Source organism: Mesorhizobium sp. B2-8-3, from assembly GCF_006440815.1.
Lineage (GTDB): Bacteria > Pseudomonadota > Alphaproteobacteria > Rhizobiales > Rhizobiaceae > Mesorhizobium.
In genome coordinates this window covers 21,137-45,701 of record NZ_VFTW01000021.1, presented here as the reverse complement: position 1 = coordinate 45,701, position 24,565 = coordinate 21,137, and the positions used below count along the sequence as shown (strand labels likewise).

Below are 24,565 nucleotides of genomic sequence, written 5' to 3'. Positions count from 1 at the left end.
TGCCGTATACCGCAATCTGCGGCGCCGGTTGCCTCCAAAACACCTCAAAAACACCTCAGAAGATGTCTCGCCCCTTTCTCGTCAAGGATATCGCTCTCCAGGCCGGGCTCAGCCTGGCGACGGTCGACCGCGTCCTCAACGAGAGGCCGGGCGTGCGCGAGCACACCGTACGGCGGGTCAGGCAGGCTATCGGCGAGCTTGAAAAGCAGCGCGCCCAGATCGGCCTTTCCGGCCGCAAGCTTGTCCTGGACGTCGTCATGGAAGCGCCGTCGCGCTTCAGCGAGGCGGTGCGCCAGGGGCTCGAGCAGGCGATGCCGTCGCTGCAGCCGGTGATCTTTCGCGCGCGCTACCATTTCGCCGAGACGCGCGGCGTCGGCGACACGGTCGCCATCATCGAGACCTTGCGGCGGCGCGGCAGCAACGGCGTGTTCCTCAAGGCGCCCGATGTCGCGGAGGTCAGGAGCGCGACGGCCGGGCTCATCGCCGCCGGGATTCCCGTCGTCACCCTGGTGACGGATCTTCCCGACACCGGGCGACAGGCCTATGTCGGCATGGACAATCGGGCGGCCGGCGAGACCGCGGCCTATCTTCTCGGCGAGTGGCTTGGCGGCGGACCGGCGCGCATCCTCGTCACCATCAGCAGCAACCGGTTTCGCGGCGAGGAGGAGCGCGAGATAGGCTTCCGGCAAGCGCTTCGCGAGCGCTATCCGGCGCTCGGCATCGTCGAGGTCAGCGAGGGCCATGGCCTCGACCGCAACACCGGCATGCTCGCGCTCGCGGCCTTGCGGGCTAACCCCGACATTGCCGGCGTCTATTCGATCGGCGGCGGCAATCGAGCGATCGTCGAAGCCTTCGCCTCGCTTGGCCGGTCCTGCCGCGCCTTCGTCGGCCATGACCTTGATGCCGACAATCTCGCGCTCCTGCGTGCCGGGCGCATCAGCGCCGTGCTGCATCACGATCTCGGTCACGACATGCGAAACGCCTGCCTGCATGTCATGCGCGCGCATGGTTTGCTGCCGAAATCGCCGGTCTCGGGCATGGCCAACATCCAGATCATCACGCCCTTCAATGTGCCGCAGGCGGCTGGCAACACATAGGGGCAATGCCACAGTGCTTCAGGGATAAAGCCTGACCTTGTCCCAACCGCCTTGCGCGTTGCGCGAAAAGACGACGCGGTCATGCAGGCGGAACGGGCGGTCGTGCCAGAATTCGATCGTTTGCGGCAGGATGCGGAAGCCCGACCAGTGCTTCGGCCGCGGGATCTCGCCGATCGCGTAGCGCGCCGTGTATTCGGCCACCGCCTTCTCCAGCGCGAAGCGGCCCTCCAGCGGCCGCGACTGTTTCGAGGCCCAGGCGCCGATGCGGCTGCCGCGCGGCCTGGTCGCATAATAGGCGTCGGCCTCGGCGTCGCTGACGATCTCCACCGGCCCGCGCACCCGCACCTGGCGGCGCAGCGATTTCCAGTGGAAGCACATCGCCGCCTTCATGCTGCCAAGAATCTCGCGGCCCTTGGCGCTCTCGAAATTCGTATAGAAGACAAACCCCTTTTCGTCGAACCCCTTGAGCAGCACCATCCGCACATCCGGCATGCCGTCGGCATCGACGGTTGCCAGGGCGACGCCATTGGCGTCGTTGATCTCGCTTTTGGTTGCGTCCTCCAGCCATGCGGCAAAGAGCCGGAACGGCTCCGCAGCCTCTGTGAAGTCACTGCTTGTTAACTCGGTTTCGTTCATAGTTTTCCAAATTTTTAATATTGCGGGAGGAGTTCGCCGATTGTCGCGTATCGCGCCAGCTTTTGACAGCGGGCAATGGAGCGTTATCGCTTCGGCCAGTGCCAAGGCTGCGCTGTTGACGTTGGCGCTTCCTCTTGCCGCCTGCGGCGCCGGCGGCTTCAGCCTGGAAAAGGCAGAGGTCGATCGCTCGATCATCACCTCCAGCGCGCCGTCCTCGCCCGCGGCTCCGGCGGCGGCCGACAAGGACTCCGACCAGACCACCATCGGCAACGCCGTTTCCTCCGCCGACATCAAGGAACTGGGCGGCCAGTCCGTGCCATGGGCCAATGCCGACACCGGCTCGCGCGGCGCCATCACCGAATTGCTGGAACTGAAGGATGGCGGCCTGACCTGTCGCCGTTTCAGCGCCACGCGCGAGAGCTTCGACGGCGTTGCCCTCTACAAGGGCGAGCTGTGCCTGGCCGGCGCCGGCGGCTGGCGCATGCAGGAATTCAAGGCGCTCTGATTTCGGGCACTCTGATTTTCGGGCGCCAATTCCCCTTGCGCCACTGGAATTTCTTCCTATGCGAGCGCATATAGGAGGCGACCCGTGAATTCAATCTCTCTTGCAGGCAGGAAGCATGCGCGACCCCTATGAGGTGCTGGGCGTTGCCAAGAACGCATCGGCCAAGGACATAAAATCGGCTTATCGCAAGCTCGCCAAGAAGCATCATCCGGACCAGAATCCGAATGATCCCAAGGCGAAGGACCGTTTTGCCGCCGTCAACCAGGCCTACGAAGTCGTCGGCGACGAGAAGGCGCGCGGCGCCTACGATCGCGGCGAGATCGACGCCGAGGGCAAGCCGAAATTCCAGGGTTTTGAAGGCGCGGCCGGCGGAGATCCATTCGCCGGGTTCCGCCGTCAGCAGGGCCCGGGCGGCGCGCATTTCGAGTTCCGTAGCGGACGTCCGGGCGGCGATCCGTTCGACGGCAACAGCGACATCTTCAGCCAGATCTTCGGCGATGCCTTTTCCGGCGCCCGCGGCGCCGGCCGGGGCGATCGCCGCCAGCCTGTCCAGGCGGCCGATCTCAACGTCACCATGGACATCAGCATCGAGGAGGCAGCCAGCGCCGATAAGGTGACGGCGATGTTTCCGGACGGCCGCAAGGTGGCGGTCAAGCTGCCGGCCTATGTCGAGGACGGCCAGACGATTCGTCTGAAGGGCCAGGGCGAGCAGGGTCCGGGCCAGCCGGGCGACGCGCTGGTCAAGATCCACATCCGCCGCCACACCCGCTACCGCATCGAAGGGCGCGACCTGCATGTCGATCTGCCTGTCGATCTGGCCGACGCCGTGCTCGGCGCCAAGGTGGCGGTCGAGACGCCGACCGGCAAGCTCGCGGTCAACGTTCCGGCGTGGTCGAGTTCCGACAAGGTGCTGCGCCTCAAGGGCAGGGGCCTGCCGGAAAAGGCCGGCGGCCATGGCGATCTTTATGCCCATGTGCGGCTGATGCTGCCGGAAGGCGGCGATGCGGAGCTTGAGGCCCTTATGCGCCGTCAAAAAGGCTGATCGGCGGAATTTTGTTCCTGTTGCAGTGTCTTTTGGGCGCTTGAAGGGGCCTTGTGCCTGTGCGATAGGGCTCTCCACAAAGCAGATATTCTTGCGGAGAGCTTGCACATGGCAGGTGGACAGGGCCTGATGGCCGGTAAGCGGGGCCTTATCCTGGGCGTTGCCAACAATCGGTCGATCGCTTTCGGCATCGCCAAGGCGTGCGTCGATCATGGCGCCGAGATTGCGCTGACCTATCAGGGCGAGGCCTTCAAGAAGCGCGTCGAGCCGCTGGCGGCCGAGCTCAACGCGCATGTCGCGGGCCATTGCGACGTGACCGACCCGGAAAGCCTCGACGCCGTCTTTGCCGACATCGCCGGGCATTGGGGCAAGCTCGATTTTCTCGTCCACGCGATTGCTTTCTCGGACAAGGACGAACTGACCGGCCGCTACGTCGAGACGACGCGCGACAATTTCCTGCGCACCATGGACATTTCGGTCTATTCCTTCACCACCATCGCCAAGCGCGCCGAGCCGCTGATGACCGATGGCGGCTCGCTTTTGACGCTGACTTATTACGGCGCCGAGAAGGTGATGCCGCATTACAACGTCATGGGCGTCGCCAAGGCGGCGCTCGAAGCGAGCGTACGCTATCTCGCCGTCGACCTCGGCGCCAAGAAGATCCGCGTCAACGCGATCTCGGCCGGTCCGATCAAGACGCTGGCCGCCTCCGGCATCGGCGATTTCCGCTATATCCTGAAGTGGAACGAGTACAATTCGCCGCTCAAGCAGACGGTCACGCAGGAGGAGGTAGGCGATTCCGGCGTCTACTTCCTGTCGGATCTGTCGCGCGGCGTGACCGGTGAGGTCCATCATGTCGATTCCGGCTACCATGTCGTCGGCATGAAGGCGGTCGACGCGCCGGATATCTCGACCGTCAAGGAATAATCGCCTCCGCTTATCATCCGTCCAGGCCCTGGCCCGACCTACGGAAGACCTGATGTACCCGCTCGTCTACATCGCGCGCCACGGCCAGACCGAGTGGAATGCCGAGCACCGCCTGCAGGGCCAGGCCGACACCGACATCAACGACTTTGGCCGCGAGCAGGCGAGGCTCAACGGCCAGCGGCTGGCGGAGCTCGTCAGAAATCCTGCGGATTTCGACTTCGTCGCCAGCCCGATGCGGCGCACCCGCGAGACGATGGAGCTGATGCGCGAAGCGATGGGGCTCGATCCCTCCGCCTACCGCACCGATGCGCGCCTGGTGGAGATAAGCTTCGGCGATTGGCAAGGTTTTACCTTCGCCGAGCTCGAGGAACGCGCCCCCGGTTCAACCAACGGCCGTCGCCACGCCAAATGGGATTTCCAGCCGCCCGGCGAGGGCGCGGAAAGCTACGAGATGCTGCTCGAGCGGATCAAGCCGTGGCTCGACGCGCTGCGTCAGCCGACCGTCTGCGTCACCCACGGCGGCGTCATCCGCTGCTTCTTCCGCTTCGTCGCGGGCTTTTCCAAGCAGGAAGCCGCCGGCCTCGAGGTGCCGCAGGACCGCCTGCTGCGACTGGAAGGCCGGAGCTTGGAGTGGCTTTAACAAATCGCGCCCTGGCAAATTCAGGTCAGGCCGAGTCGAGAAGGGTGGATTCCGAGAACCGGAGCGGAGCGTACTTTCAGTACGTGAGCACCGGAAGCGCAGGAAGCCGCCCTTCGCAGGCCGGCCTCACCTGAATTCAGTTCTGGTCGCTGTCCGGCAACTGCATGTCCGTCACGACATTCTCGCCATTGGTCACGTCATAGGCGATGACGATGTCCATGCCGGGCTTCAGCGAATCGATATCGGTCTCGGCGTTGAGCTTGTAGGCCTTGCCGTCGTCAAGCGTCAGCGTCAGCGTGTCCTTGTCGACCTTCTTGATCAGGCCTTCGGTCTGGCCGGCGAACGCGGCGGCGGTGGAAATCAGCAACATGGCGCAGGCGGCGCCAATCAGGGTACGCATCGTCGTCCTCTTTGGTCATTGCGCCGGCTGGTCAGCGGCGGATCCTCAACGGCGGATGGGAAGAGAGCAGAAACCAACCGAATGTGTCAAAACTAAATCCGCCAGATCACAGTTTGATGCAGCCGTTTGACCACTGTGGAAAACGCCAATAGAAGGCAAGCCGGCAGCGCCGCGCGTGCTTTTAGATGCGCAGGGGATGCTGCACCACTTCAGGTTGCCGGCTCCGCCGCCGGGCAGGGCGTTTTCCATGTCTCATAACACATTCGGCCATCTCTTCCGCGTCACCACCTGGGGTGAAAGCCACGGCGCCGCGCTCGGCTGCGTTGTCGATGGCTGCCCGCCTGGCATTCGCTTCAAGCGCGAGGATATCCAGGCCGAGCTCGACCGCCGCCGCCCTGGACAGTCGCGCTTCGTCACCCAGCGCCGCGAGCCGGACGAGATCAAGATCCTGTCCGGCTTCATCCTCGACGAGGACGGCGAGACGATGATCACCACAGGCACGCCGGTTTCGATGCTGATCGAGAATGTCGACCAGCGTTCCAAGGACTATGGCGAGATCGCCCGCCAGTACCGGCCGGGCCATGCCGACTACACCTACGACGTCAAATACGGTCTGCGCGATCACCGCGGCGGCGGCCGTTCCTCGGCGCGCGAGACGGCGGCCAGAGTGGCGGCGGGCGCCCTGGCGCGCAGGATAGTGCCCGGCATGACGGTGCGCGGCGCGCTGGTCTCGATGGGCGAGAAATCGATCGACCGCGCCAACTGGAACTGGAATTTCGTAGGCGATGCCGAAAACCCGTTCTTCACACCCGATCCTGCTTCGGTGCCTGTCTTCACCCGGTATCTCGACGGCATCCGCAAGGCCGGCTCCTCGGTCGGCGCGGTGATCGAGATCGTCGCCGATGGCGTGCCGCCGGGCCTCGGCGCGCCGATCTACGCCAAGCTCGACCAGGACATCGCGTCCGGCCTGATGTCGATCAACGCCGTCAAGGGCGTCGAGATCGGCAACGGCTTCGAGGCGGCCCGCATCACCGGCGAACAGAACGCCGACGAGATGCGCATGGGCAATGACGGCAAGCCGGTGTTTTTATCCAACAATGCTGGCGGCATCCTGGGCGGCATTTCGACCGGACAGGCGATCGTCGCCCGCTTCGCCGTCAAGCCGACCTCGTCGATCCTGACCCCGCGCCAGTCGATCGACAAGGACGGCAAGGATGTCGAGGTGATGACCAAGGGCCGCCATGACCCTTGCGTCGGCATCCGCGCCGTGCCGATCGGCGAGGCCATGGTTGCCTGCGCGGTCGCCGATCATTATCTGCGGCACAGAGGACAGACAGGGAAGGCAGTAGGCAGTAGGGATTAGGCAGTAGACCGCCCGACACAGCCGTTTTCTTTCTTCTACTGCCTACTGCCTACTGCCTACTGCCTACTGCCTAATTCCTGCGAGCGAAGCGAGCGCGCCATGCCATACGACCAGAAGAAGATCGTCGAAGCGATCCGCGCCTTCGAGCGCGGCGAGATCGTCGTCGTCATGGACGACGACGGGCGCGAGAACGAAGGCGATCTGATCGTCGCCGCCGTCCACTGCACGCCGGAGAAGATGGCCTTCATCGTCCGCAACACCTCCGGCATCGTCTGCACGCCGATGCTGCGTGACGATGCCAGGCGGCTGAACCTCGCGCCGATGGTGGCGGACAATGACTCCGCCCACACCACCGCATTTACGGTCAGCGTCGATTTCAAGCACGGCACCACGACCGGCATTTCCGCCGACGACCGCACGTTGACCGTGCGCAACCTTGCCAACGGCAATGTCGGCCCGTCCGATTTCGTGCGTCCCGGCCACATCTTCCCGCTGATCGCGCGCGAAGGCGGTGTCTTGATGCGCTCCGGCCACACCGAGGCCGCTGTCGATCTCTGCAAGCTTGCCGGCCTGCCGCCGGTCGGCGTCATCTCCGAGCTGGTGAACGACGACGGCACGGTCAAGCGCGGCCCGGAGGTGCAGGCTTTCGCGGAACAGCATGGCCTGAAGCAGGTTTCGGTCGCCGACCTCATCGCCTACCGCCAGCGCAAGGAAACGCTGGTCGAGCGCGTCGCCTGCTCCGACATCGACACGCCCGGCGGCAAGGCGCAGGTCTTCACCTACACGCTGCCCTGGGATTCCATGCACCATGTCGCGGTCGTCTTCGGCGATATCCGTGACGGCGAGGATGTGCCGGTGCGCCTGCATTCGGAAGATGTCGTCACCGACGTCTTCGGCACCAGCCATCGCCTCGACGGCATCATGAAGGCGATGGGCGAGCGCAGGCGCGGCGTCATCGTCTATCTGCGCGAAGGCTCGGTCGGCGTCGCCCACCAGGAGCGCAAGCGGCCCGCGAGTGGCGAGCGCGAGGACCATGAGGAAGCCCGCCGCCGCGAGAACGAATGGCGCGAGATCGGCCTCGGCGCCCAGATCCTCAAGGATCTCGGCATCTCCTCGATCAACCTGATCGCCTCTCGCGAGCGCCACTATGTCGGCCTCGAAGGCTTTGGCATCCACATCGCCAAGACCGAGATTCTTTAGGCTGCCGGGGCGCCGAAGGTCCTGGCGGCAGCCCCGCCGGCGTTGCTGATTGACCAGAGCCTCCGCGACGGAGGCGATTGGCCGGGGCCTCCGCGACGTCGTCATCTCGGGTCTATGCCCCGCTTCGAGTCGCTCCGCCCGTGAATGACGAAGTCGCGTAGGTCTCGGCTAACTTCCAACGTCTGCGATGATGATCGGACGGCCGAATAATCGTCACTCCGCAGGTACCACCGCTTCGCCCCTGTCCGCGTCGCAATCGCCCGTCGCCAGCCGGCACTGCCCGGCAAGCACGGTGGCCAGCGCGATCGCCCCGGCCGCCACCGACACCCAGAACCCGTTCTGCGGACCGAAATTGTCGACCATCCAGCCGGCGGCGAAGGAGCCCAGCGCCATGCCGATGCCGATGCCGGTGGTTACCCAGGTGACGCCTTCGGTGAGCATTGCCGGCGGCACGTGGCGCTCGATCAGGCCGAAGGCTGTGATGAAGGTCGGCGAGATCGCGACGCCGCTGACGAAGACCGCCAGCGCCAACGTCGGCACCGTGTCGGCGAAAAGCAATGGCAGCGTGGTGAGCGCGATCACCGTGACCGCGACCGCGAGTTGCCGCTGCAGCGGCGCCTTCAGGCTGAGCGCGCCGACGATGATGCCGAGCACGAAGGATCCAAGCGCATAGACGCCGATGACGAGGCTTGCAGCCTCGGGCTGGCCGAGCGCCTTGGTGATGGCGACGGTGGTGACTTCCGTGGTGGCGAAGGTCGCGCCGACGAAGATCAGCGCGAAGGTGATGATCTGCACCGGCCGCAGGCGGATCGCCGAACCGGCCGCGCCATGTTCCGCCGGACGTACCGGTGGCTCGGACGAGCGCTGCAGCAGGAATGCCGCCGAACCGAGCGCGAGCAGCAACGTGCTGACCACCATGCCGGCTTCGGGAAACAGCGCCGCGCTCAAGCCCACTGACAGCGAGGCTCCGGCGACATAAACCAATTCGTCCGCAGCCGATTCGAACGCGAAGGCGGTGCTCAACTCGGGACGATCGCGAAAAATCTCGGTCCAGCGAGCCCTGACCAGCGCCGGGATGTTGGGCATGGCGGCGGCAAGCAGCGCCGACCCGAACAGGGTCCAGGCCGGCCAGTGCTGGTTGGCCGCCACGATCAATGTCGTGAAGGCAAGCACCGAGACAAGCGTGGTCGGCAGGGCAATCGCGCTTTGGCCAAGCTGATCCACCCATCGCGAGATCTGCGGTGACAAAACAGCATTCACAAGGGCGTAGGTCGCGGAGACCGCCCCGGCCAGCCAATATTCGCCATGCGTCTGCGAGAGCATCGCCACGATGCCGATCGGCGCCATGGCGATCGGCAGCCGCGCGATGAAGGCGGCCGCGGCAAAGCCTTTCGTGCCGGGAGCCCGAAAGATGTCCGCATAGGGGTTTCGCATGATCCTGCTCCTCGACAAGGTTGCATACTAAAACTACATGCGCTGCGTATGAATGTGAGATAGTTCATACGCAGCGTATGTCAATTGGCATACGAAACGTATGTGAGTAGGGCCAGAGCCATGCACAGACCGCGCAAGGAGATGATCGCCGAAACGCGCGCCAAGCTGATCGCGGCCGCCCGCCACGCCTTCGGCACGGTCGGCTACGCCGAGGCCTCGATGGACGATTTCACCGCGTCGGCCGGCCTGACGCGCGGCGCGCTCTACCATCATTTCGGCGACAAGAAGGGGCTGCTGCAGGCGGTGATCGCCGAGATCGACGGCGAAATGGCCGAGCGGGTGAACGAGGTGGCTTCGAAGGCGCCGACCCGCTGGCAGCATTTCGTCGATGAATGCACCAGCTATATCGAAATGGCGCTGGAGCCGGAAATCCAGCGCATCATGTTCCGCGACGGTCCGGCGGTGCTCGGCGACCCGGCGCAGTGGCCGAATGCCAGCGCTTGCATCGCCTCGATGACCGACCATCTGACGAAGCTGCAGGACGAGGGGGTGGTCGTTCCAGAGCTTGATCCCGAGACCACCTCACGGCTGATCAATGGCGCCAGCAGCCAGGCCGCGCAGCGCATCGCCAATTCGAAGGATCCCGAAGCGACGTCGAAGAAGGCGATCGCGGCATTCAAGCAACTGCTCGAAGGCTTGCGCAAGAGGGTTGACGGCACGCTTGGGTAACCAAGCCACCGGGTTGTGCACCGCTTTCCGGCCGCCGCAACCCCGCCGCGATTGACAATCAATGGGGCGAGCGCATCCTCCACCGCCAACTCTTACAGCGCCGCGCGTTCTTTGAACGCGCAAAGGACGCTGTAAAAACTTTGATTCAGCGCATGGCCCTTCCCAAAAATCGATTCCGATTTTCGGGATCATGCGCGGGGGTGTGGAGAGTCGGGGCATGTGGGACTTCAGCATCGCCAGGTCGGTGTCCATCATGATGCGGACATGGCCGTTCATCGTCTTTCGCATGATCGTCTATTTCGGCATCACGGTTGCCTACATCATGGCGACTGGGACGGGGGCCAGCGTCGGCTACGGCGTCGGCCACATCTCGACCGATCCCGACGGGCCGATGTCCTTCGCTCTGTGGGGCGGCGTGGTCGGCTTCGGCGTCGTGTCGATCGCCGTCTACTGGATCCGCGAATACATCCTCTACGTGCTGAAGGCGGGCCATATCGCCGTCATGGTGCATCTGATCGACGGCCACGATGTCCCTGACGGCCAGAACCAGATCGCCTATGCCAAGGAAGTGGTCACCCAGCGTTTCGCCGAGGCCAACATCCTTTTCGTCGTCGACCAGTTGGTCAAGGGCGCCATCCGCGCCATCACCGGCCTGATCGGCGGCATAGCCGCCTTCCTGCCGATCCCGGGCCTGAGCGGCCTGGTCGGCTTCATCAACACCGTCATCCGTATCTCGCTGACCTATGTCGACGAGATCATCCTCGGCTACAACATCCGCATCAATTCGAACTCGCCCTTCGAGACGGCCAGGCAAGGCGTCGTCCTCTACGCCCAGAACGGCAAGCACATGGTCAAGAACGCCGTCTGGCTGGCGGCGATCATGTGGGGCGTGTCCTTCGTCATCTTCCTGTTGATGCTGGCGCCCGCGGCCGCGATCCTCTGGGTCATGCCGGGCCAGCTTGCCGGCTGGGCTTTCGTGCTGGCCATCGTCTTTGCCTGGGCCTTCAAGGCGGCCTTCATCGAGCCCTTCGCCATTGCCTCGCTGATGCAGGTCTATTTCGAAGCCATCGAGGGCCAGGTGCCCAATCCCGAATGGGACCACCGGCTGGCCGAGGCCTCGTCCAAGTTCGGGGAACTGCGCGACAAGGCGCTGGGCTCTTTCGGCGGCGGCTCGCGCTGGGATACCCCGAGAGCCGCCTGATCATGGCTTTGATGGGCCGCCAAGCCTGGCGATTGCCGATTTGAGCGGCGCCTCGCCGGCGCCGCGGAAAGTCTCGCTCATCACCAGCTCCGGCAGCGGCAGGCGCTTGCCCCAGCCATGCGCCTCGAGATCGGGCTTCGGCGCGAAGGCAGAGACGCGGCCGACGCAGAGATAGGCGATCGGCGTCACATGTTCCGGGATCGACAAGAGCTGCTTCAGCGCTTCCGTCTCGATGATGCTGACCCAGCCGACGCCGACACCCTCGGCCCGCGCCGCCAGCCAGAAATTCTGCACCGCGCAGACGGTGCTGTAGAGATCCATCTCCGGATTGTGCCAACGCCCGAGCGGCGAGTCCTTCGACCGCTGCCGGTCGCAGGTGATGCAGAGATTGAGCGCGCTTTCGCAGATGCCCTCGAGCTTCAGCTTGCGGTAAAGCGCCTGCCGTTCCGCCTCGATCGCCGGCAGCTCCTGCTCGCGCGCGGCGAGGAACAGGTCGCGCACCTGCTGACGCCTGCCTGGATCGCGGATGACGATGAAGTTCCACGGCTGCATGTAGCCGACCGACGGCGCATGATGCGCGGCGGTGATGAGCCGCGCCAACACGCTGTCGTCGAGATCGTCGGGGATAAAATGGCTGCGCACGTCACGCCTGGTGAACATCGCCCGATAGACCGCGTCGCGCGCCAATTGGTCAAAGTCGTCGCCGCTCGCGGCGATCGCTGCTGCCGTCATCGCTTTTCCCCTTGCGACAAGCAGTCCCCCGCCTGACCAAGCGGAAAACCATGTCTGCCGGGCCGGTCTTCTGGCTCGGGATCCTCCCGCATCCGGCGCCTTCCCGTCATCGACAGTGGCTTTGCCGGCGCGGTCCCCCTCACAGCGTTGGGCACGCCACGGAGTTCAACCGTGTTCCCGATTCTCCCGCGTCGCGGGCACCAGGCAGCGAAGAACCTTACCGCGAAGCTTGCGCCGCGCCAATGGCGCCAGCGACATGGGCTGGCGCAATTTTCCCCAGCCATTCGGCTTTCAAACATGGTCATCCGCGCCGCCGGTGCCTAGATTAGGCGCCATGGACACCCGTCTCTACACGCACCCGATCTTTCTGGAACACCTCACGCCGCCCGGCCATCCCGAGCGGCCTGACCGCCTGCGCGCCATCGAACGCGTGCTCGACGACGAGGCTTTTTCGGCGCTCGACCGCGTCAAGGCGCCCGAAGGCGACGAGAAAACGATCCTCTATGCGCATCCCGAGGATTTCGTCGAGCGCGTGCGCGCGGCGATCCCTGAGAACGGCATCGTCTCGATCGACGCCGATACCAGCGCCAGCCCGAAAAGCTGGCAGGCCGTGGTGACGGCGATCGGCGGCGCCAACGCGGCGGTGGACGACGTCTTCGAGGGCCGTGCCGCCAACGTCTTCGTCGCCGCCCGTCCGCCGGGTCACCACGCCGAAAAGACCACCGCGATGGGCTTCTGCCTGTTCAACACGGCCGCGATCGCCGCCCGCTACGCGCAGAAGAAGCATCAGGCCGAGCGCGTCGCCATCGTCGACTGGGACGTCCACCACGGCAACGGCACACAGGACATTTTTTGGGACGACCCGTCGGTTCTCTATTGCTCGACGCACCAGATGCCGCTTTATCCCGGTACCGGAGCGAAAAGCGAAACCGGCGCCGGCAACATCGTCAATGCGCCGCTCGCGCCGCAGACCGGCAGCGACCTGTTCCGCGATGCCTTCCTGTCGCGCGTGCTGCCCTCGATCGATGCGTTCGCGCCGGACCTGATCATCATTTCAGCCGGCTTCGACGCGCACCACCGCGATCCGCTCGCGGAGATCAACCTGACCGAGGATGATTTCGACTGGGCGACCGGGCAATTGATGGAGCGCGCCGGCCGCCACAGCTCCAACAGGCTCGTCAGCCTGCTGGAAGGCGGCTACGATCTGCAGGGACTGGCATTTTCAGTCGCCGCCCATGTCGGGCGGCTGATGAAGGGATAGGCTATGGCATTGGAAGGCAATGAGGACGTCAAGGCGATGAGCTTCGAACAGGCGCTCGACGCGCTGGAGAAGATCGTCGATGATCTTGAGCGCGGCGACGTCCCGCTCGACCAGTCGATCAAGATCTACGAGCGCGGCGAAGCGCTGAAGGCGCATTGCGACCGGCTGCTGAAAGCGGCCGAGGACAAGGTCGAGAAGATCAGGCTGTCGCGCGACGGCAAGCCGGTAGGAACGGAGCCGCTCGACGCAGAGTAACGACGCAGAGTAATTTGGACGACGGTGAGGCAGACAAAGCAGGTAAGGAGTTCAAGCTATGTGCCGCAACATCAAGACCCTGGCCAATTTCGAGCCGCCGGCGACCAATGACGAAGTGCATGACGCAGCGCTGCAATTCGTGCGCAAACTGAGCGGCTCGACCAAGCCCTCCAAGCGCAACGAGCATGCCTTCCACCATGCGGTCGAGGCGATCACAGCTGTCGCGCGCGAATTGATCGATTCGCTCGAAACCAACCAGGAACCGCGCAATCGCGAGGAAGAAGCTGCCAAGGCGAAGGCCAGGTCGGCGCTGCGTTTCGCCTGAGGATCCGACATGAGCTTCTTTCCGGGAAACGATCCTGAACCGGGCGATGCCTTCGCCTGCGACCAGATCGAACTGATGGTCGTCCCCAACGCCAAGGACATTGGCGGCTTCGAGGTGCGCCGCGCCTTGCCGACGGCAAAACGCCGTCTGGTCGGGCCGTTCATCTTCTTCGACCGCATGGGGCCAGCGATCCTGCGCGCCGGCCATGCGCTCGACGTGCGCCCGCATCCGCATATCGGGCTTTCCACCGTCACCTACCTGTTCGACGGCAAGATCAGGCATCGCGACTCGCTCGGCACTGAAATGGTGATCGCGCCGGGCGACGTGAATTTGATGACCGCCGGGCGCGGTATCGTCCATTCCGAGCGCACGCCGGAGGAGTTGCGCGGCGCACCGATGTCGGTCTCCGGCCTGCAGACCTGGCTGGCGCTGCCCGACGGCAAGGAGGAAATTGCCCCGGTGTTCGCGAACACGTCGGTGGCCCGCTTGCCGCAGATCGATGCCGAGGGCGTCAGCGGCCGCGTCGTCATCGGCGAATTCTCAGGCCTGCGCTCGCCCGTGGCGACCGCTTCGGACACGCTTTACGCCGATCTCAGGCTGGCGGCGGGCGCGAGCGTGAAGATCCCGGCCGATGCCGAGGAGCGCGCCATCTACACGCTGGAGGGCGACGTGTCGATCGCCGGCGATATTTTCCCGGCCGAGCGGCTCCTGGTGTTCAAGCCGGGCGAGGAGATCGTCGTTTCCTCCGAGCGCGGCGCGCATTTCATGCTGTTCGGCGGCGCTTCGCTGGGCTCCAAGCGCTATATCTGGTGGAATTTCGTGTCGTCCTCGAAGGAACGCATCGAGCAGGCCAAGCAGGAATGGAAGACAGGCCGCTTCGATATCGTTCCCGGCGATGAAGAAGAGTTCATCCCGCTGCCGGAGAATTAGGGTCCGCTTGCGCGTCACTGGCGCGCATTTACATTCGTCCGCCGGCGGCCTATTCCGCGCATGATTATGGCGCAATCTGTTGATAGCGCCGTGTTCGATCGATAAGGCAGGACGCGCCCGAGTGAAGCCAGACACGCCGCTGCTCGACAAGGTCCGCATTCCGGCGGATTTGCGGACGCTCGATGAGGGCGCGCTGCCGCAATTTGCCGCGGAACTGCGCGCCGAGCTTATCGACGCCGTCTCGCAGACGGGCGGCCACCTCGGCGCCGGGCTCGGCGTCGTCGAACTGACGGTTGCCCTGCATTATGTCTTCAACACCCCGGCAGACCGGCTGATCTGGGACGTCGGCCATCAGGCCTATCCGCACAAGATCCTGACCGGCCGCCGCGACCGCATCCGTACGCTGCGCCAGGAGGGCGGCCTCTCCGGTTTCACCCGGCGCGCCGAGAGCGAATACGACCCGTTCGGCGCGGCGCATTCGTCGACCTCGATCTCGGCCGGCCTCGGCATGGCCATGGCGCGCGACCTGTCGGACGGCCGCAACAATGTGATTTCCGTCATCGGCGACGGCTCGATGTCGGCCGGCATGGCCTTCGAGGCCCTGAACAATGCCGGCGCGCTCGATGCCCGGCTGATCGTCATCCTCAACGACAACGACATGTCGATCGCGCCGCCGACCGGCGCCATGAGCGCCTATCTGGCCAGGCTCGCCTCCGGCAAGGCCTATCTCGGCCTGCGCGATTTCGGCAAGAAGCTGACATCCTATCTCGGCAAGCGCGCCGACCGCGCCATCACCCGGGCGGTCGAGCATGCGCGCGGCTACGTCACCGGCGGCACCCTGTTCGAAGAACTCGGCTTCTATCACATCGGCCCCATCGACGGGCACAATCTCGAACATCTGATCCCGGTGCTGAAGAACGTGCGCGACAACGGCAAAGGCCCGGTTCTGGTCCATGTCGTGACCCAGAAGGGCAAGGGCTACGCGCCGGCGGAGGCCGCGGCCGACAAATATCACGGCGTCAACAAGTTCGACGTCATCACCGGCGCGCAGGCCAAGGCGCCGGCCAACGCCCCCGCCTACACCAAGGTGTTCGCCGAAAGCCTGATCCAGGAAGCACGTGAGGACGACCGTATCGTCGCCATCACCGCCGCCATGCCGGGCGGCACCGGCCTCGACCTGTTCGGCGAGGTGTTCCCGAAGCGGACTTTCGATGTCGGCATCGCCGAGCAGCATGCGGTGACCTTCGCCGCCGGGCTGGCCACCGAAGGCTACAAGCCCTTCGCCGCCATCTATTCCACCTTCCTGCAGCGCGCCTACGACCAGGTCGTCCACGACGTTGCGATCCAGAAATTGCCGGTGCGCTTTCCCATCGACCGCGCCGGTTTCGTCGGCGCCGACGGCGCCACCCATTGCGGCGCTTTCGACACCACCTTCCTCGCTACGCTGCCGGGCTTCGTCGTCATGGCCGCCGCGGACGAGGCGGAACTGCGCCATATGGTGCGTACCGCTGCGTCCTATGATGACGGCCCGATCGCCTTCCGCTATCCGCGCGGCAACGGCGTCGGCGTCGACATGCCGGAGCGCGGCTCGCTGCTCGAAATCGGCAAGGGTCGTATTCTCAAGGAAGGGACCAAGGTCGCCCTGCTTTCCTTCGGCACACGGCTGCAGGATTGTCTTCTGGCCGCCGAGGAACTCGGCGCGGCTGGTCTCTCCACTACGGTTGCCGACGCCCGCTTCGCCAAGCCGCTGGACGAAGATCTCATCCGGCGCCTCGCCCGCTCGCACGAAGTGCTGGTGACCGTGGAGGAGGGCGCGATTGGCGGTTTCGCCAGCCAGGTGCTGCATTTCCTCGCCCATGAAGGCCTGCTGGAAAGCGGCCTCAAGGTGCGCCCGCTGGTCTTGCCGGACATGTTCGCCGACCATGCGAAACCCGAAAAGATGTATGCCGATGCCGGCCTGGATTCGGTGGGTATCGTGCGCACGGTCTTCGCGACGCTCGGCCGTGGCGTTCAGGCGCAGCGTGCCTGAATCAGGACTTCAAGACCTGAATCGTTTTGCCGGCTTCCGGATGTAACTATCTGTTAACGCTCCCATTTGGCGGTTCGCTTACCCTGTCTCTTGGCCGATTTTCAACGGCGCCCTGCTAAAAGCTCGAGCCAGGCAGGGAGACAACAGAAATGAAAACGCTTCTGTGCGGCGTGGCCCTTTTGGCTGCCATGGCCGCGCCGGTGACAGCCGAAACGCGTTACGACCGCAACCTTGAAAAGGCGGTGCTGGATATCGTCGCCGGCAAGATGGGCAACATCCGCGGCGCCTTCTCCTACAGGCAGGTTCCTCAACTCGTCATGGTGCCGGAAGCGACGACGCCGGCTGTGCCGGCGCCGGTCGAGCCGCCGCGCAAGGAAGCTTCCGGCAATGATGGCCTGACGCCGGCCGTCGAGCGCCGGGTTTCGCGAACCGTATTTTAGAACCACATATCGCGCACGCAGCGGCCGTCGCGCGGCAGGTCGTCATACGTATCGAGGCCGTCGAAATGGTCGATCGGCAGGTCGGCGACGTCCTCGGGCGGCGCCAGTCTGACATTGACGGCGATGCGCGTGCGGCCGCTCTTGCCGGAACGCAGGCCGCGCCAGGCGACGACGCAGGCGCAGGTCGGGCAGAACAGGATCTCCAGCGAGGGTTCGGCCACCCCGGCGCGCGTGTAGGATTTCAGCGGCCCGGCGACGCGAATGCGCTCGTCGACATAGTCATAGGCCCAGAGCGTGCCGTAGCGGCGGCAAAGCGTGCAATTGCATGCGGTGATTGCGCCGGGATCGCCTTCCAGCGTCCAATGAACCGCGCCGCAATGACAGGTACCCCTCAGCATTGCCACCTCCACCGGCTGACGAACCGCCTGTTCCTGTCGGCATTCTGCAGCCTCTTGCGCCATATTCAACCATTGCGTTCGCGCCCGGCTTTCGCCAATGAAGGCCGATGAGTTCCCCTTTGCCAGCCAGCCGGCGCCAGCGGCTCGACGAATTGCTCGTCGGGCGCGGTCTGTTTGCCAGCCGCTCGCGCGCTCGCGACGCGATCGAGCGCGGCACGGTGACGGTTGACGGCGCCGTTGCCCGCAAGCCCGGCCAGCCTGTCGCGCCGGACTGCCTGATAGCCATCGATGATCCGGCGCAGGCCTATGTGTCGCGCGCCGCGCTGAAGCTGATCGCCGGCCTCGACCGTTTCGGCCTCGATCCTTCCGGCAGCGAGGCGCTCGATATCGGCGCCTCGACGGGCGGCTTCACCCAGGTGCTGCTCGAGCGCGGCGCGGCCCATGTCACGGCGATCGATGTCGGTCACGGCCAGATCCATCCCGACATTGCCGGCGACCCGCGTGTGACGGTGATCGAAGGGCTGAACGCCCGCGATCTGACGACAGCCGATCTCGGCGGCCGCGTTCCCGCTTTCCTTGTCTGCGACGTCAGCTTCATATCGCTGAAGCTGGCGCTGCCGCCGGCGCTGGGATTGGCGGGTGCGGGCGCCAAGGCAGTTCTGCTGGTCAAGCCGCAATTCGAGGCGGGCCGCGCGGCCATCGGCAAGGGCGGCCTGCTCAAGGATCCGGGCGATGCCGAGCGGATTGCCGCAAATTTGCGCGACTGGCTGGCTGGCGTTCCCGGCTGGGGCGTGCTGGGACTCGAACCGTCGCCGATCGAAGGCGGCGACGGCAACCGCGAGTTCCTGCTCGCCGCCGTAAAGGAGGCGGGATCGCGATGAGCACACGCTTCACCATTGCAAGGCTCGGTTCGCAGGGCGACGGTATCGCCAATGCCGAAGGCGGGGAGGTCTTCATCCCGTTCACGCTGCCGGGCGAGACGGTCACGGCCGCGCGCCAGAAGGACCGCGCCGCGCTGATGTCGGTATTGGAAGCCTCGCCGCTCAGGATCGACCCGGCCTGCCGCCATTTCACCGAATGCGGCGGCTGCGCGCTGCAGCATTTCGAAGCCGAAGCCTACCGGCAATGGAAGCGCGAGAAGGTCGTGCAGGCGCTGAAGGCCAAGGGCATAGCTTGCGAGATCGCTGCGCTGGTGCCGTGCGCGCCGCACACCCGCCGCCGCGTCACCTTCAGCGCCAGGCGCACCGATGCCGGCATGCTGCTCGGCTTCGTGCGCGCCCTGTCCTCCGAGATCATCCCGATCGACGAATGCCCGATCTCGCTGCCGGCGATTGTTTCGGCGCTCGATAAATTGCGTGCTCTGGCCGGATTGGTCTGCGCCACGCCGAAAGCGTTCCGTATGACGGTGACCGTCACGGCTTCGGGCCTCGACATTGCCGTCCATGATGCCGGCAAGCTCGGCGACCACCAGCGCCGCATCGCGTCGAATTTCGTCATGGCCGAGGGCCTGGCGCGGCTTTCCGTCGACGGCGAGATCGTCGTCGAACCGAAGAAGCCGGTGGTGCAGTTCGGATCCGTCGCCGTCGCCCTGCCGCCCGGCGCCTTCCTGCAGGCGACGGAAGCCGCCGAGCAGGCGATGGCGGACCTTGTCGGCCAGCACCTGTCGCGCGCCAGGAAAGTCGCGGACCTGTTTGCCGGTTGCGGCAGCTTCGCGCTGCGGCTTGGCGTGAAGTCGGAGGTCCATGCCGTCGAAGGCGATGCGCCGGCGCTCGCCGCACTCGACCGCGCCTTTCGTTTCGCCGGTGGCCTGAAGCGGGTGACCAGCGAACGCCGCGACCTTTTCCGCAGACCGCTGACCTTCAAGGAGCTGAACGCTTTCGACGGAGTGGTCTTCGATCCGCCGCGCGCCGGCGCCGAGGACCAGTCGAAGCAGATCGCCCGTTCCGACGTGCCGCTGGTCGCCGCCGTGTCTTGCAATCCGGCGACGCTGGCGCGGGATTTGCGGATTCTTCTCGATGGCGGCTACACGCTGAAGACTGTCACCCCAATCGACCAGTTTCTGTGGTCGTCGCATGTCGAGGCCGTGGCGCTTTTGGAGAAGCCGAAGCGGCGTAGATAGCCTTGCCGGTTGCAGCTGACTTCACTCAAATGGCGACTTACCTTACGAGCTCGGCAAACGTTTCGCCGTGCCGCCGCGCTGGTTGATCGAAACCCAGCTGTTCGGGTTCTGCTGCGACTGCCGTTTCAGGAAATAATAGCCGGTGGCGTTCCAGGGGCGGATCTCGTCGACCAGATTGTCCAGGACGAGATCGCCCTTGTCGGTCTTCACCGTCAGGATGGTGTGGCCCTCATCGTGAAGGTCGCGCACCACCGTCATCAGCAGCGCCTGCCGGGGAAATCCCGCTTCCTGGAGAAGCTTGCGCTTGTAGAGCGCGTAGATCTTGCAATCGCCCTTGCCGTCCACCGGATAGTCCCAGTGGTCCATCATCGTGCCCCAGTGGTCGTAATTGCTGACGGGCTTGATGGAGCGGTTCGCCTTCTGGTTGATCCGCTTGAGGATGCTCATGTTCTGCGCGGTCAGCTTGACGCTCGTGGCAGGCAAAGCGCGCACCTTGCACTCTTTCGGCCGGCGATGGCAGAAATCGAGCCAGCCGTAGGGGACACTGGTGCTTGCGCCGACCGTGGCGTAGCTCGCAGCAGGTCGTGTCGTCGTTAGCTTGAACAGCGACGACTGCGCCGCTGCAGGGCCTATTTGCAGCGAAGTCGCACCTATCAACGAAACAAAACCAAGGAGGAGGGAAGAGGTCAGGACGCCAGGGGAACGCTGCATTGCCGACACCACCGCAACGAGAAGACTGGCGAGAAGCTAATGCGCAAACGCCCGCCTCGCCAATTAAACAATTAATAATGTCCTAACACGATTGTGTCTGGCGTAAGGCAGAGGCTGCCCCTCTTCACGAGTTGGCATCAATCCGAGCGTGGCACTGCCGCGCTTCGGCGAGTACGCTCGCGTCCATATCTTCAAGTGTTTTTGGCCCGCTAGCACGCTGTAGGATTCCAAACACGTCCTGCGGCCGCATCGGTGCAAAGGCCGGCGTCGATTTCAAATCAACGCCCTCTGGCGCGTTCTCGGATTTGGACATGATGGCTACACGCTCGAGTGAAATGTCTTTGGCAGACGATTCTACCGGAACGGCGCCAACCCCTCAAACCCTCGTCCCGCCCACCGTCATCTGGTTCATCCGCAGATGCGGCTGGCCGACGCCGACCGGCACGCCCTGTCCGGCCTTGCCGCACATGCCGATGCCGCTGTCGAGCTTCATGTCGTTGCCGATCATGCTGACGCGGTGCATGGCGTCCGGCCCGTTGCCGATCAGCATCGCGCCCTTGATCGGCTGCGTCACCTTGCCGTTCTCGATCATGTAGGCCTCGGTGCAGCCGAACACGAACTTGCCCGACGTGATATCGACCTGGCCGCCGCCGAAGGAGACGGCGTAAATGCCGTTCTTGACCGAGGCGATGATCTCTTCCGGCTCCATGTCGCCCGCGGTCATGTAGGTGTTGGTCATGCGCGGCATCGGCTGGTGCGCATAGCCCTCGCGTCGGCCGTTGCCCGTCGCCTTCATGCCCATCAGCCGCGCGTTCTGGCGGTCCTGCATATAGCCGACCAGTTTGCCGTCCTCGATCAAGACGTTGCGCGCCGAAGGCGTTCCTTCGTCGTCGACGGTGAGCGAGCCGCGTCGCTCGGGGATGGTGCCGTCGTCGACCACGGTGACGCCCTTCGCCGCCACTTGGCTACCCATCAGGCCGGCGAAGGCCGATGTCTTCTTGCGGTTGAAGTCGCCTTCGAGCCCGTGCCCGACGGCCTCGTGCAGCATCACCCCCGGCCAGCCGCTGGACAGCACGATGTCGAAGGTGCCCGCCGGCGCCGGGACCGCTTCCAGATTGACCAGTGCCTGCCGCAGCGCCTCGTTTGCCGCATGCTTCCAGCTCTCCTCGCTGACGAACTCGCCGAAACTCTTGCGGCCGCCCATGCCGTAGGAGCCGCTCTCCTGCCGGTCGCCATCGCCGACCACGACGGAAACATTGATCCGGACCAGCGGGCGGATGTCGCGCACGATCTGTCCGTCGCCGCGCACGATCTCAACATGCTGCCACGAGGCGGCGAGCGAGGCCGTCACCTGGCGCACGCGCGGGTCCTCCGCACGCAGCCAGCCGTCGATTTCCTGCAAGAGCTTGGCCTTGGCCTCGAAGGAAGGCGAGGGGATCGGGTTCTCGTCGCCATAGAGGTGGCGGTTGGTGCGGGCGGGCGCTCCGGCCAATGTGCCGGAATAGCCGCCCTTGACCGCCGAGACGGCGTCGGCCGCGCGCAGCAGCGAGGCTTCGGAGAGATCGCTGGAATGCGCATAGCCGCTGGCCTCGCCGGCCACGGCGCGCAGGCCGAACCCCTGGTCGGTGTTGAAATTGGCCGTCTTCAGCCGGCCATTGTCGAACATCAGCGCTTCGCTTTCGCTGTATTCGAGGAACAACTCGCCGTCGTCGGCGCCCTTGATGGTCTCGGCGACGATCTCCTTGACGCGATCGTCGGAAATGTCGAATTGGCCGATCAGGCTGTTCATGGCAAATCCATTCTTGGAAACAAATCGTTCCTCGGCATGTAGGCGCGAAGCCGCCGTCGCACAATCGTCAACAAGGCCAAGTCGGCGATTACCCCGCCATCACTTGCCGTTGACGAAGTCCTTGATGTTGGCGGCCATCGCGTTCCAGTTGGAAAACTGCTCCTCGAGATTGGCCCTGGTGATGCCGCCGGCGAAGCTGACATCCATCCTGAAATTCGAACCGTCGCCGGCATAGGCCTTTACCCAGCGGTATTTCGCGTTCCAGACATTGGCCTGGTCGGCGGTCAGCGGGTCGGTGTAGCCGGTCGAGAATTGCAGCGACTTGCAGTTGTCGTGATCCTCGCAGCCATAGAAATAGATCACGTATTTGACGCCCTCGATCCGGCCGGAAAGCATCGGATCGCCATTGTCATCCTTGTCCATCCTGGCCGAGCCGAAGCCCTTGGCGATGTCGAGGATCGCCGCCGGGTCGGGCGTCTGGAGGATTTCGGCATCCTCGGCCCGTACGGCCGAAACCGTGCCGATCAGCGCCAGACCGATAATGAAAGCGGATAAATTCGCGCGCATTGAGCCTCCTGCCGCCAAATGCGCATTCGCCACCGACCTCAGCGTCAGGAGCGGCGCATGGGCAAGAAGATCAAGGTAGGGCGGCGAAACCTTCCGCAAAGCCCTTGAGGTCGACGGGAATGCCGATGCCTTCCTCGGGCGTCTGGAAGACGATGAAGGTGGCCGAGGTGCCGCTCTTCAACGTGTCGAGCAGCGGCTTTTCGAGGATCACCTCGGCATAGCAGCCATCCTGGAAGCAGCGCACGAAATAGGCGCGGCCGATATCCTTGCCATCGACATTGAGACCGAGGCCGTTGGGGAGCAGCACGCCGAGCGGCGCCAGCACGCGCAGAATCTCGGCCTTGTTGTCGGCGGTGCGCAGCACCACGACCGAAAGCCCCATTTCAGGGCGGTCCTCGGCGACGACGTTCTGCATCATCACGCATTGCTCGGAGGTAGCGCCTGCAGGCGTATCGCAGATGATCGACCACGCGCCATGCGTCGACTTCACCGTGCCGCTCGGCGGCGTGGCGTTGTTCGGCGAGGCAGCGGCGCCAACGGCTACGCCGACACCGAGCAAGGCGATGGCAAGGACGACCTTCGCCAGGGTTCTCGAAAGCCAGGAAGTCATAACGGCTCCATTGCGAATCACGGCACTTTAAGCCGCGCCGGGGCCAAGTAAAGGACGAGACCGCCGCCGGTCCGCCCCGATACCGGCAATTCCATGCTTTTCCAAAGCAAATTCGCCCGAATTGCGACCGTGGCGCATATAGCGCGGCGAGCGCCGAACACGGCCTTCGGCTTGCGCGCAAAAATGCCGCACGGTTTCCTCCGCTCCTTCCTTGCGGAGGGAAATAGAGTATGGTTTGAACCACCCTAGGGACAGACCGGGATTCCCAATCCCGGCATCGTCGATTATTGGTGCGATCGGATCGCGGGAAGTGGGAGACGAGAGGGCGATGAGGAAATTCCTGGCAAGCGCTGAATTCTTGGCAGGTGCGGCAGCTTCGGCCGTGCTCTTCTCCAGCGCGTCGGCCCATGCCGACCAGCCGCGGCCATGGGAGATGACCTTCCAGGCTCCGGCCACCGACATGATGCGGCAGATCGAGCGGTTCGGGAACTACACCATGTGGTTCATCGTCCCGATCACCATCCTCGTTCTGCTGCTGCTGCTGGTTTGCATCGTCAAGTTCCGCGCCAGCGTCAATCCGGTGCCGTCCAAGACCAGCCACAACACGCTGATCGAAGTGATCTGGACGGTCGGGCCGGTGATCGTGCTTCTGCTTATCGCCATTCCCTCCTTCCAGCTGCTCACCGCGCAATACACCCCGCCGGAAGAAGCCAAGCTCACCGTCAAGGCGACCGGCAACCAGTGGAACTGGGATTATGAATACCAGGTCGACAAGACCTTCTCCTTCAACTCGGCGGTTCTCCAGGATGCCGACCGCGCCAAGGCCGGCAAGGAAGATCGCGGCCTCTATCCGCGCCTGCTCGCGGTCGACAACGAGCTGGTCGTGCCGGTCAACACCTTGACCCGTGTGCTGATCACCGCCACCGACGTCATCCACTCCTTCGCCGTGCCGTCCTTCGGCATCAAGATGGACGCCGTGCCCGGCCGCACCAACGAGACTTGGTTCAAGGCGGAGAAGGAAGGCCTCTACTACGGCCAGTGCTCGCAGCTCTGCGGCAAGGACCATGCCTTCATGCCGATCGCCGTCCGCGTCGTGTCCGACGCGCAGTTCAAGACCTGGCTTGATACGGCCAAGACCGATGTGCCGGCTGCCAACAAGGCGCTGATGGCCGAGATCGATGGTACCAACAAGGTAGCGGCCGCCGGCAACTGATGCCGCGGGTTA

27 protein-coding genes and 1 riboswitch are annotated in these 24,565 nt (G+C 64.5%); of the genes, 18 read left to right on the top strand and 9 right to left on the bottom strand.

Annotated features, from left to right (window positions below; all coding sequences use genetic code 11):
* Positions 1–62: 62 nt before the first annotated feature.
* Positions 63–1,097 (top strand): LacI family DNA-binding transcriptional regulator, encoded by a 1,035-nt coding sequence (locus FJ418_RS24450; RefSeq protein ID WP_140869990.1) that lies wholly within the window; start codon positions 63–65, stop codon positions 1,095–1,097.
* A gap of 18 nt (positions 1,098–1,115) precedes the next feature.
* Here FJ418_RS24450 and pdxH read toward each other — a convergent pair whose 3' ends face one another.
* The gene (gene pdxH / locus FJ418_RS24445) at positions 1,116–1,733 is read right to left on the bottom strand and encodes a pyridoxamine 5'-phosphate oxidase (RefSeq protein WP_140647254.1); all 618 of its coding nucleotides are present in this window, start codon (positions 1,731–1,733) and stop codon (positions 1,116–1,118) included.
* 40 nt (positions 1,734–1,773) lie between these two features.
* Here pdxH and FJ418_RS24440 point away from each other — a divergent pair, with 40 nt between their 5' ends.
* From FJ418_RS24440 to FJ418_RS24425, 4 genes are all read left to right on the top strand, one after another.
* On the top strand, positions 1,774–2,238 hold the full coding sequence (locus FJ418_RS24440) for an RT0821/Lpp0805 family surface protein (protein ID WP_140869986.1): 465 nt from the start codon (positions 1,774–1,776) through the stop codon (positions 2,236–2,238).
* A gap of 115 nt (positions 2,239–2,353) precedes the next feature.
* Positions 2,354–3,280 carry a J domain-containing protein gene (locus FJ418_RS24435; protein ID WP_140869983.1) on the top strand — a complete coding sequence of 309 codons (927 nt, stop codon included), beginning with the start codon at positions 2,354–2,356 and terminating at the stop codon, positions 3,278–3,280.
* Positions 3,281–3,388: 108 nt separating this feature from the next.
* On the top strand, positions 3,389–4,207 hold the full coding sequence (gene fabI, locus FJ418_RS24430) for an enoyl-ACP reductase FabI (RefSeq protein WP_140869980.1): 819 nt from the start codon (positions 3,389–3,391) through the stop codon (positions 4,205–4,207).
* A 52-nt stretch (positions 4,208–4,259) separates the two neighbouring features.
* Positions 4,260–4,847, top strand: a complete 588-nt coding sequence (locus FJ418_RS24425; protein WP_140869977.1) for a histidine phosphatase family protein — start codon at positions 4,260–4,262, stop codon at positions 4,845–4,847.
* Positions 4,848–4,983: 136 nt separating this feature from the next.
* On the opposite strand, the gene FJ418_RS24420 is transcribed toward FJ418_RS24425, so the two are convergent.
* Complete coding sequence (locus FJ418_RS24420) at positions 4,984–5,247, bottom strand: DUF1344 domain-containing protein (protein WP_041002438.1); 264 nt, start codon at positions 5,245–5,247, stop codon at positions 4,984–4,986.
* Between the two features lie 247 nt (positions 5,248–5,494).
* On the opposite strand from FJ418_RS24420, the gene aroC reads away from it, so the two are divergent.
* Both aroC and ribB read left to right on the top strand, forming a co-directional pair.
* Positions 5,495–6,610, top strand: coding sequence for a chorismate synthase (gene aroC, locus FJ418_RS24415; RefSeq protein WP_140869974.1), 1,116 nt, complete (start codon positions 5,495–5,497; stop codon positions 6,608–6,610).
* Between the two features lie 99 nt (positions 6,611–6,709).
* On the top strand, positions 6,710–7,810 hold the full coding sequence (ribB, locus tag FJ418_RS24410; protein ID WP_140869972.1) for a 3,4-dihydroxy-2-butanone-4-phosphate synthase: 1,101 nt from the start codon (positions 6,710–6,712) through the stop codon (positions 7,808–7,810).
* Between the two features lie 213 nt (positions 7,811–8,023).
* Here the strand turns inward: ribB and FJ418_RS24405 are convergent, their stop codons facing one another.
* Positions 8,024–9,244 carry an MFS transporter gene (locus FJ418_RS24405; protein WP_140783435.1) on the bottom strand — a complete coding sequence of 407 codons (1,221 nt, stop codon included), beginning with the start codon at positions 9,242–9,244 and terminating at the stop codon, positions 8,024–8,026.
* A gap of 120 nt (positions 9,245–9,364) precedes the next feature.
* Between FJ418_RS24405 and FJ418_RS24400 the strand changes: the two genes are divergently transcribed.
* Positions 9,365–9,973, top strand: coding sequence for a TetR/AcrR family transcriptional regulator (locus FJ418_RS24400; protein ID WP_140869969.1), 609 nt, complete (start codon positions 9,365–9,367; stop codon positions 9,971–9,973).
* A 217-nt stretch (positions 9,974–10,190) separates the two neighbouring features.
* Positions 10,191–11,174: a hypothetical protein gene (locus tag FJ418_RS24395; protein ID WP_140869966.1), complete on the top strand. Its 984-nt coding sequence runs from the start codon at positions 10,191–10,193 to the stop codon at positions 11,172–11,174.
* Here the strand turns inward: FJ418_RS24395 and bluB are convergent, their stop codons facing one another.
* Positions 11,175–11,906 carry a 5,6-dimethylbenzimidazole synthase gene (bluB, locus tag FJ418_RS24390; RefSeq protein WP_140869963.1) on the bottom strand — a complete coding sequence of 244 codons (732 nt, stop codon included), beginning with the start codon at positions 11,904–11,906 and terminating at the stop codon, positions 11,175–11,177.
* 42 nt (positions 11,907–11,948) lie between these two features.
* Positions 11,949–12,126, bottom strand: a riboswitch (cobalamin riboswitch).
* 114 nt (positions 12,127–12,240) lie between these two features.
* Between bluB and FJ418_RS24385 the strand changes: the two genes are divergently transcribed.
* From FJ418_RS24385 to FJ418_RS24360, 6 genes are all read left to right on the top strand, one after another.
* A complete protein-coding gene (locus FJ418_RS24385) occupies positions 12,241–13,167 on the top strand; it encodes a histone deacetylase family protein (protein WP_140869960.1) in 927 nt (308 codons plus the stop codon).
* Between the two features lie 3 nt (positions 13,168–13,170).
* Positions 13,171–13,422 (top strand): exodeoxyribonuclease VII small subunit, encoded by a 252-nt coding sequence (locus FJ418_RS24380; RefSeq protein ID WP_140647267.1) that lies wholly within the window; start codon positions 13,171–13,173, stop codon positions 13,420–13,422.
* A gap of 58 nt (positions 13,423–13,480) precedes the next feature.
* On the top strand, positions 13,481–13,747 hold the full coding sequence (locus tag FJ418_RS24375; RefSeq protein WP_140647268.1) for a DUF2277 domain-containing protein: 267 nt from the start codon (positions 13,481–13,483) through the stop codon (positions 13,745–13,747).
* Between the two features lie 9 nt (positions 13,748–13,756).
* A complete protein-coding gene (locus FJ418_RS24370) occupies positions 13,757–14,677 on the top strand; it encodes a pirin family protein (RefSeq protein WP_140869957.1) in 921 nt (306 codons plus the stop codon).
* A gap of 121 nt (positions 14,678–14,798) precedes the next feature.
* Entirely contained in the window at positions 14,799–16,706 is a 1,908-nt protein-coding gene (dxs, locus tag FJ418_RS24365; protein ID WP_140869954.1) for a 1-deoxy-D-xylulose-5-phosphate synthase, read from the top strand.
* 149 nt (positions 16,707–16,855) lie between these two features.
* The gene (locus tag FJ418_RS24360) at positions 16,856–17,146 is read left to right on the top strand and encodes a hypothetical protein (RefSeq protein WP_140783428.1); all 291 of its coding nucleotides are present in this window, start codon (positions 16,856–16,858) and stop codon (positions 17,144–17,146) included.
* Here FJ418_RS24360 and FJ418_RS24355 read toward each other — a convergent pair.
* The gene (locus FJ418_RS24355) at positions 17,143–17,544 is read right to left on the bottom strand and encodes a GFA family protein (RefSeq protein ID WP_140869951.1); all 402 of its coding nucleotides are present in this window, start codon (positions 17,542–17,544) and stop codon (positions 17,143–17,145) included. The genes FJ418_RS24360 and FJ418_RS24355 overlap by 4 nt on opposite strands.
* Before the next feature lie 107 nt (positions 17,545–17,651).
* Between FJ418_RS24355 and FJ418_RS24350 the strand changes: the two genes are divergently transcribed.
* Complete coding sequence (locus FJ418_RS24350) at positions 17,652–18,425, top strand: TlyA family RNA methyltransferase (RefSeq protein ID WP_140869948.1); 774 nt, start codon at positions 17,652–17,654, stop codon at positions 18,423–18,425.
* The gene (locus FJ418_RS24345) at positions 18,422–19,663 is read left to right on the top strand and encodes a class I SAM-dependent RNA methyltransferase (RefSeq protein WP_140869945.1); all 1,242 of its coding nucleotides are present in this window, start codon (positions 18,422–18,424) and stop codon (positions 19,661–19,663) included. Before FJ418_RS24350 ends, FJ418_RS24345 begins: the two co-directional genes overlap by 4 nt.
* A 42-nt stretch (positions 19,664–19,705) precedes the next feature.
* Here the strand turns inward: FJ418_RS24345 and FJ418_RS24340 are convergent, their stop codons facing one another.
* From FJ418_RS24340 to FJ418_RS24325, 4 genes are all read right to left on the bottom strand, one after another.
* A complete protein-coding gene (locus tag FJ418_RS24340; RefSeq protein ID WP_181167076.1) occupies positions 19,706–20,374 on the bottom strand; it encodes a transglutaminase-like cysteine peptidase in 669 nt (222 codons plus the stop codon).
* Between the two features lie 376 nt (positions 20,375–20,750).
* Positions 20,751–22,163 carry a metalloprotease TldD gene (gene tldD, locus FJ418_RS24335; RefSeq protein WP_140869942.1) on the bottom strand — a complete coding sequence of 471 codons (1,413 nt, stop codon included), beginning with the start codon at positions 22,161–22,163 and terminating at the stop codon, positions 20,751–20,753.
* Positions 22,164–22,262: 99 nt separating this feature from the next.
* Positions 22,263–22,730 carry a YbjN domain-containing protein gene (locus FJ418_RS24330; protein ID WP_140783422.1) on the bottom strand — a complete coding sequence of 156 codons (468 nt, stop codon included), beginning with the start codon at positions 22,728–22,730 and terminating at the stop codon, positions 22,263–22,265.
* A gap of 70 nt (positions 22,731–22,800) precedes the next feature.
* Positions 22,801–23,340, bottom strand: coding sequence for an invasion associated locus B family protein (locus FJ418_RS24325; RefSeq protein WP_140783421.1), 540 nt, complete (start codon positions 23,338–23,340; stop codon positions 22,801–22,803).
* Between the two features lie 328 nt (positions 23,341–23,668).
* On the opposite strand from FJ418_RS24325, the gene coxB reads away from it, so the two are divergent.
* Complete coding sequence (gene coxB, locus FJ418_RS24320) at positions 23,669–24,553, top strand: cytochrome c oxidase subunit II (RefSeq protein ID WP_140869939.1); 885 nt, start codon at positions 23,669–23,671, stop codon at positions 24,551–24,553.
* Positions 24,554–24,565: the final 12 nt, after the last annotated feature.

Bases quoted from the DNA above. Each gene is read 5' to 3' on its own strand.
- FJ418_RS24450 (WP_140869990.1), top strand. From the start codon at position 63: ATGTCTCGCCCCTTTCTCGTCAAGGATATCGCTCTCCAGGCCGGGCTC.
- pdxH (WP_140647254.1), bottom strand. From the start codon at position 1,733: ATGAACGAAACCGAGTTAACAAGCAGTGACTTCACAGAGGCTGCGGAG.
- FJ418_RS24435 (WP_140869983.1), top strand. From the start codon at position 2,354: ATGCGCGACCCCTATGAGGTGCTGGGCGTTGCCAAGAACGCATCGGCC.
- fabI (WP_140869980.1), top strand. From the start codon at position 3,389: ATGGCAGGTGGACAGGGCCTGATGGCCGGTAAGCGGGGCCTTATCCTG.
- FJ418_RS24425 (WP_140869977.1), top strand. From the start codon at position 4,260: ATGTACCCGCTCGTCTACATCGCGCGCCACGGCCAGACCGAGTGGAAT.
- FJ418_RS24420 (WP_041002438.1), bottom strand. From the start codon at position 5,247: ATGCGTACCCTGATTGGCGCCGCCTGCGCCATGTTGCTGATTTCCACC.
- aroC (WP_140869974.1), top strand. From the start codon at position 5,495: ATGTCTCATAACACATTCGGCCATCTCTTCCGCGTCACCACCTGGGGT.
- ribB (WP_140869972.1), top strand. From the start codon at position 6,710: ATGCCATACGACCAGAAGAAGATCGTCGAAGCGATCCGCGCCTTCGAG.
- FJ418_RS24405 (WP_140783435.1), bottom strand. From the start codon at position 9,244: ATGCGAAACCCCTATGCGGACATCTTTCGGGCTCCCGGCACGAAAGGC.
- FJ418_RS24400 (WP_140869969.1), top strand. From the start codon at position 9,365: ATGCACAGACCGCGCAAGGAGATGATCGCCGAAACGCGCGCCAAGCTG.
- FJ418_RS24395 (WP_140869966.1), top strand. From the start codon at position 10,191: ATGTGGGACTTCAGCATCGCCAGGTCGGTGTCCATCATGATGCGGACA.
- bluB (WP_140869963.1), bottom strand. From the start codon at position 11,906: ATGACGGCAGCAGCGATCGCCGCGAGCGGCGACGACTTTGACCAATTG.
- FJ418_RS24385 (WP_140869960.1), top strand. From the start codon at position 12,241: ATGGACACCCGTCTCTACACGCACCCGATCTTTCTGGAACACCTCACG.
- FJ418_RS24380 (WP_140647267.1), top strand. From the start codon at position 13,171: ATGGCATTGGAAGGCAATGAGGACGTCAAGGCGATGAGCTTCGAACAG.
- FJ418_RS24375 (WP_140647268.1), top strand. From the start codon at position 13,481: ATGTGCCGCAACATCAAGACCCTGGCCAATTTCGAGCCGCCGGCGACC.
- FJ418_RS24370 (WP_140869957.1), top strand. From the start codon at position 13,757: ATGAGCTTCTTTCCGGGAAACGATCCTGAACCGGGCGATGCCTTCGCC.
- FJ418_RS24360 (WP_140783428.1), top strand. From the start codon at position 16,856: ATGAAAACGCTTCTGTGCGGCGTGGCCCTTTTGGCTGCCATGGCCGCG.
- FJ418_RS24355 (WP_140869951.1), bottom strand. From the start codon at position 17,544: ATGCTGAGGGGTACCTGTCATTGCGGCGCGGTTCATTGGACGCTGGAA.
- FJ418_RS24350 (WP_140869948.1), top strand. From the start codon at position 17,652: ATGAGTTCCCCTTTGCCAGCCAGCCGGCGCCAGCGGCTCGACGAATTG.
- FJ418_RS24345 (WP_140869945.1), top strand. From the start codon at position 18,422: ATGAGCACACGCTTCACCATTGCAAGGCTCGGTTCGCAGGGCGACGGT.
- FJ418_RS24340 (WP_181167076.1), bottom strand. From the start codon at position 20,374: ATGCAGCGTTCCCCTGGCGTCCTGACCTCTTCCCTCCTCCTTGGTTTT.
- tldD (WP_140869942.1), bottom strand. From the start codon at position 22,163: ATGAACAGCCTGATCGGCCAATTCGACATTTCCGACGATCGCGTCAAG.
- FJ418_RS24330 (WP_140783422.1), bottom strand. From the start codon at position 22,730: ATGCGCGCGAATTTATCCGCTTTCATTATCGGTCTGGCGCTGATCGGC.
- FJ418_RS24325 (WP_140783421.1), bottom strand. From the start codon at position 23,340: ATGACTTCCTGGCTTTCGAGAACCCTGGCGAAGGTCGTCCTTGCCATC.
- coxB (WP_140869939.1), top strand. From the start codon at position 23,669: ATGAGGAAATTCCTGGCAAGCGCTGAATTCTTGGCAGGTGCGGCAGCT.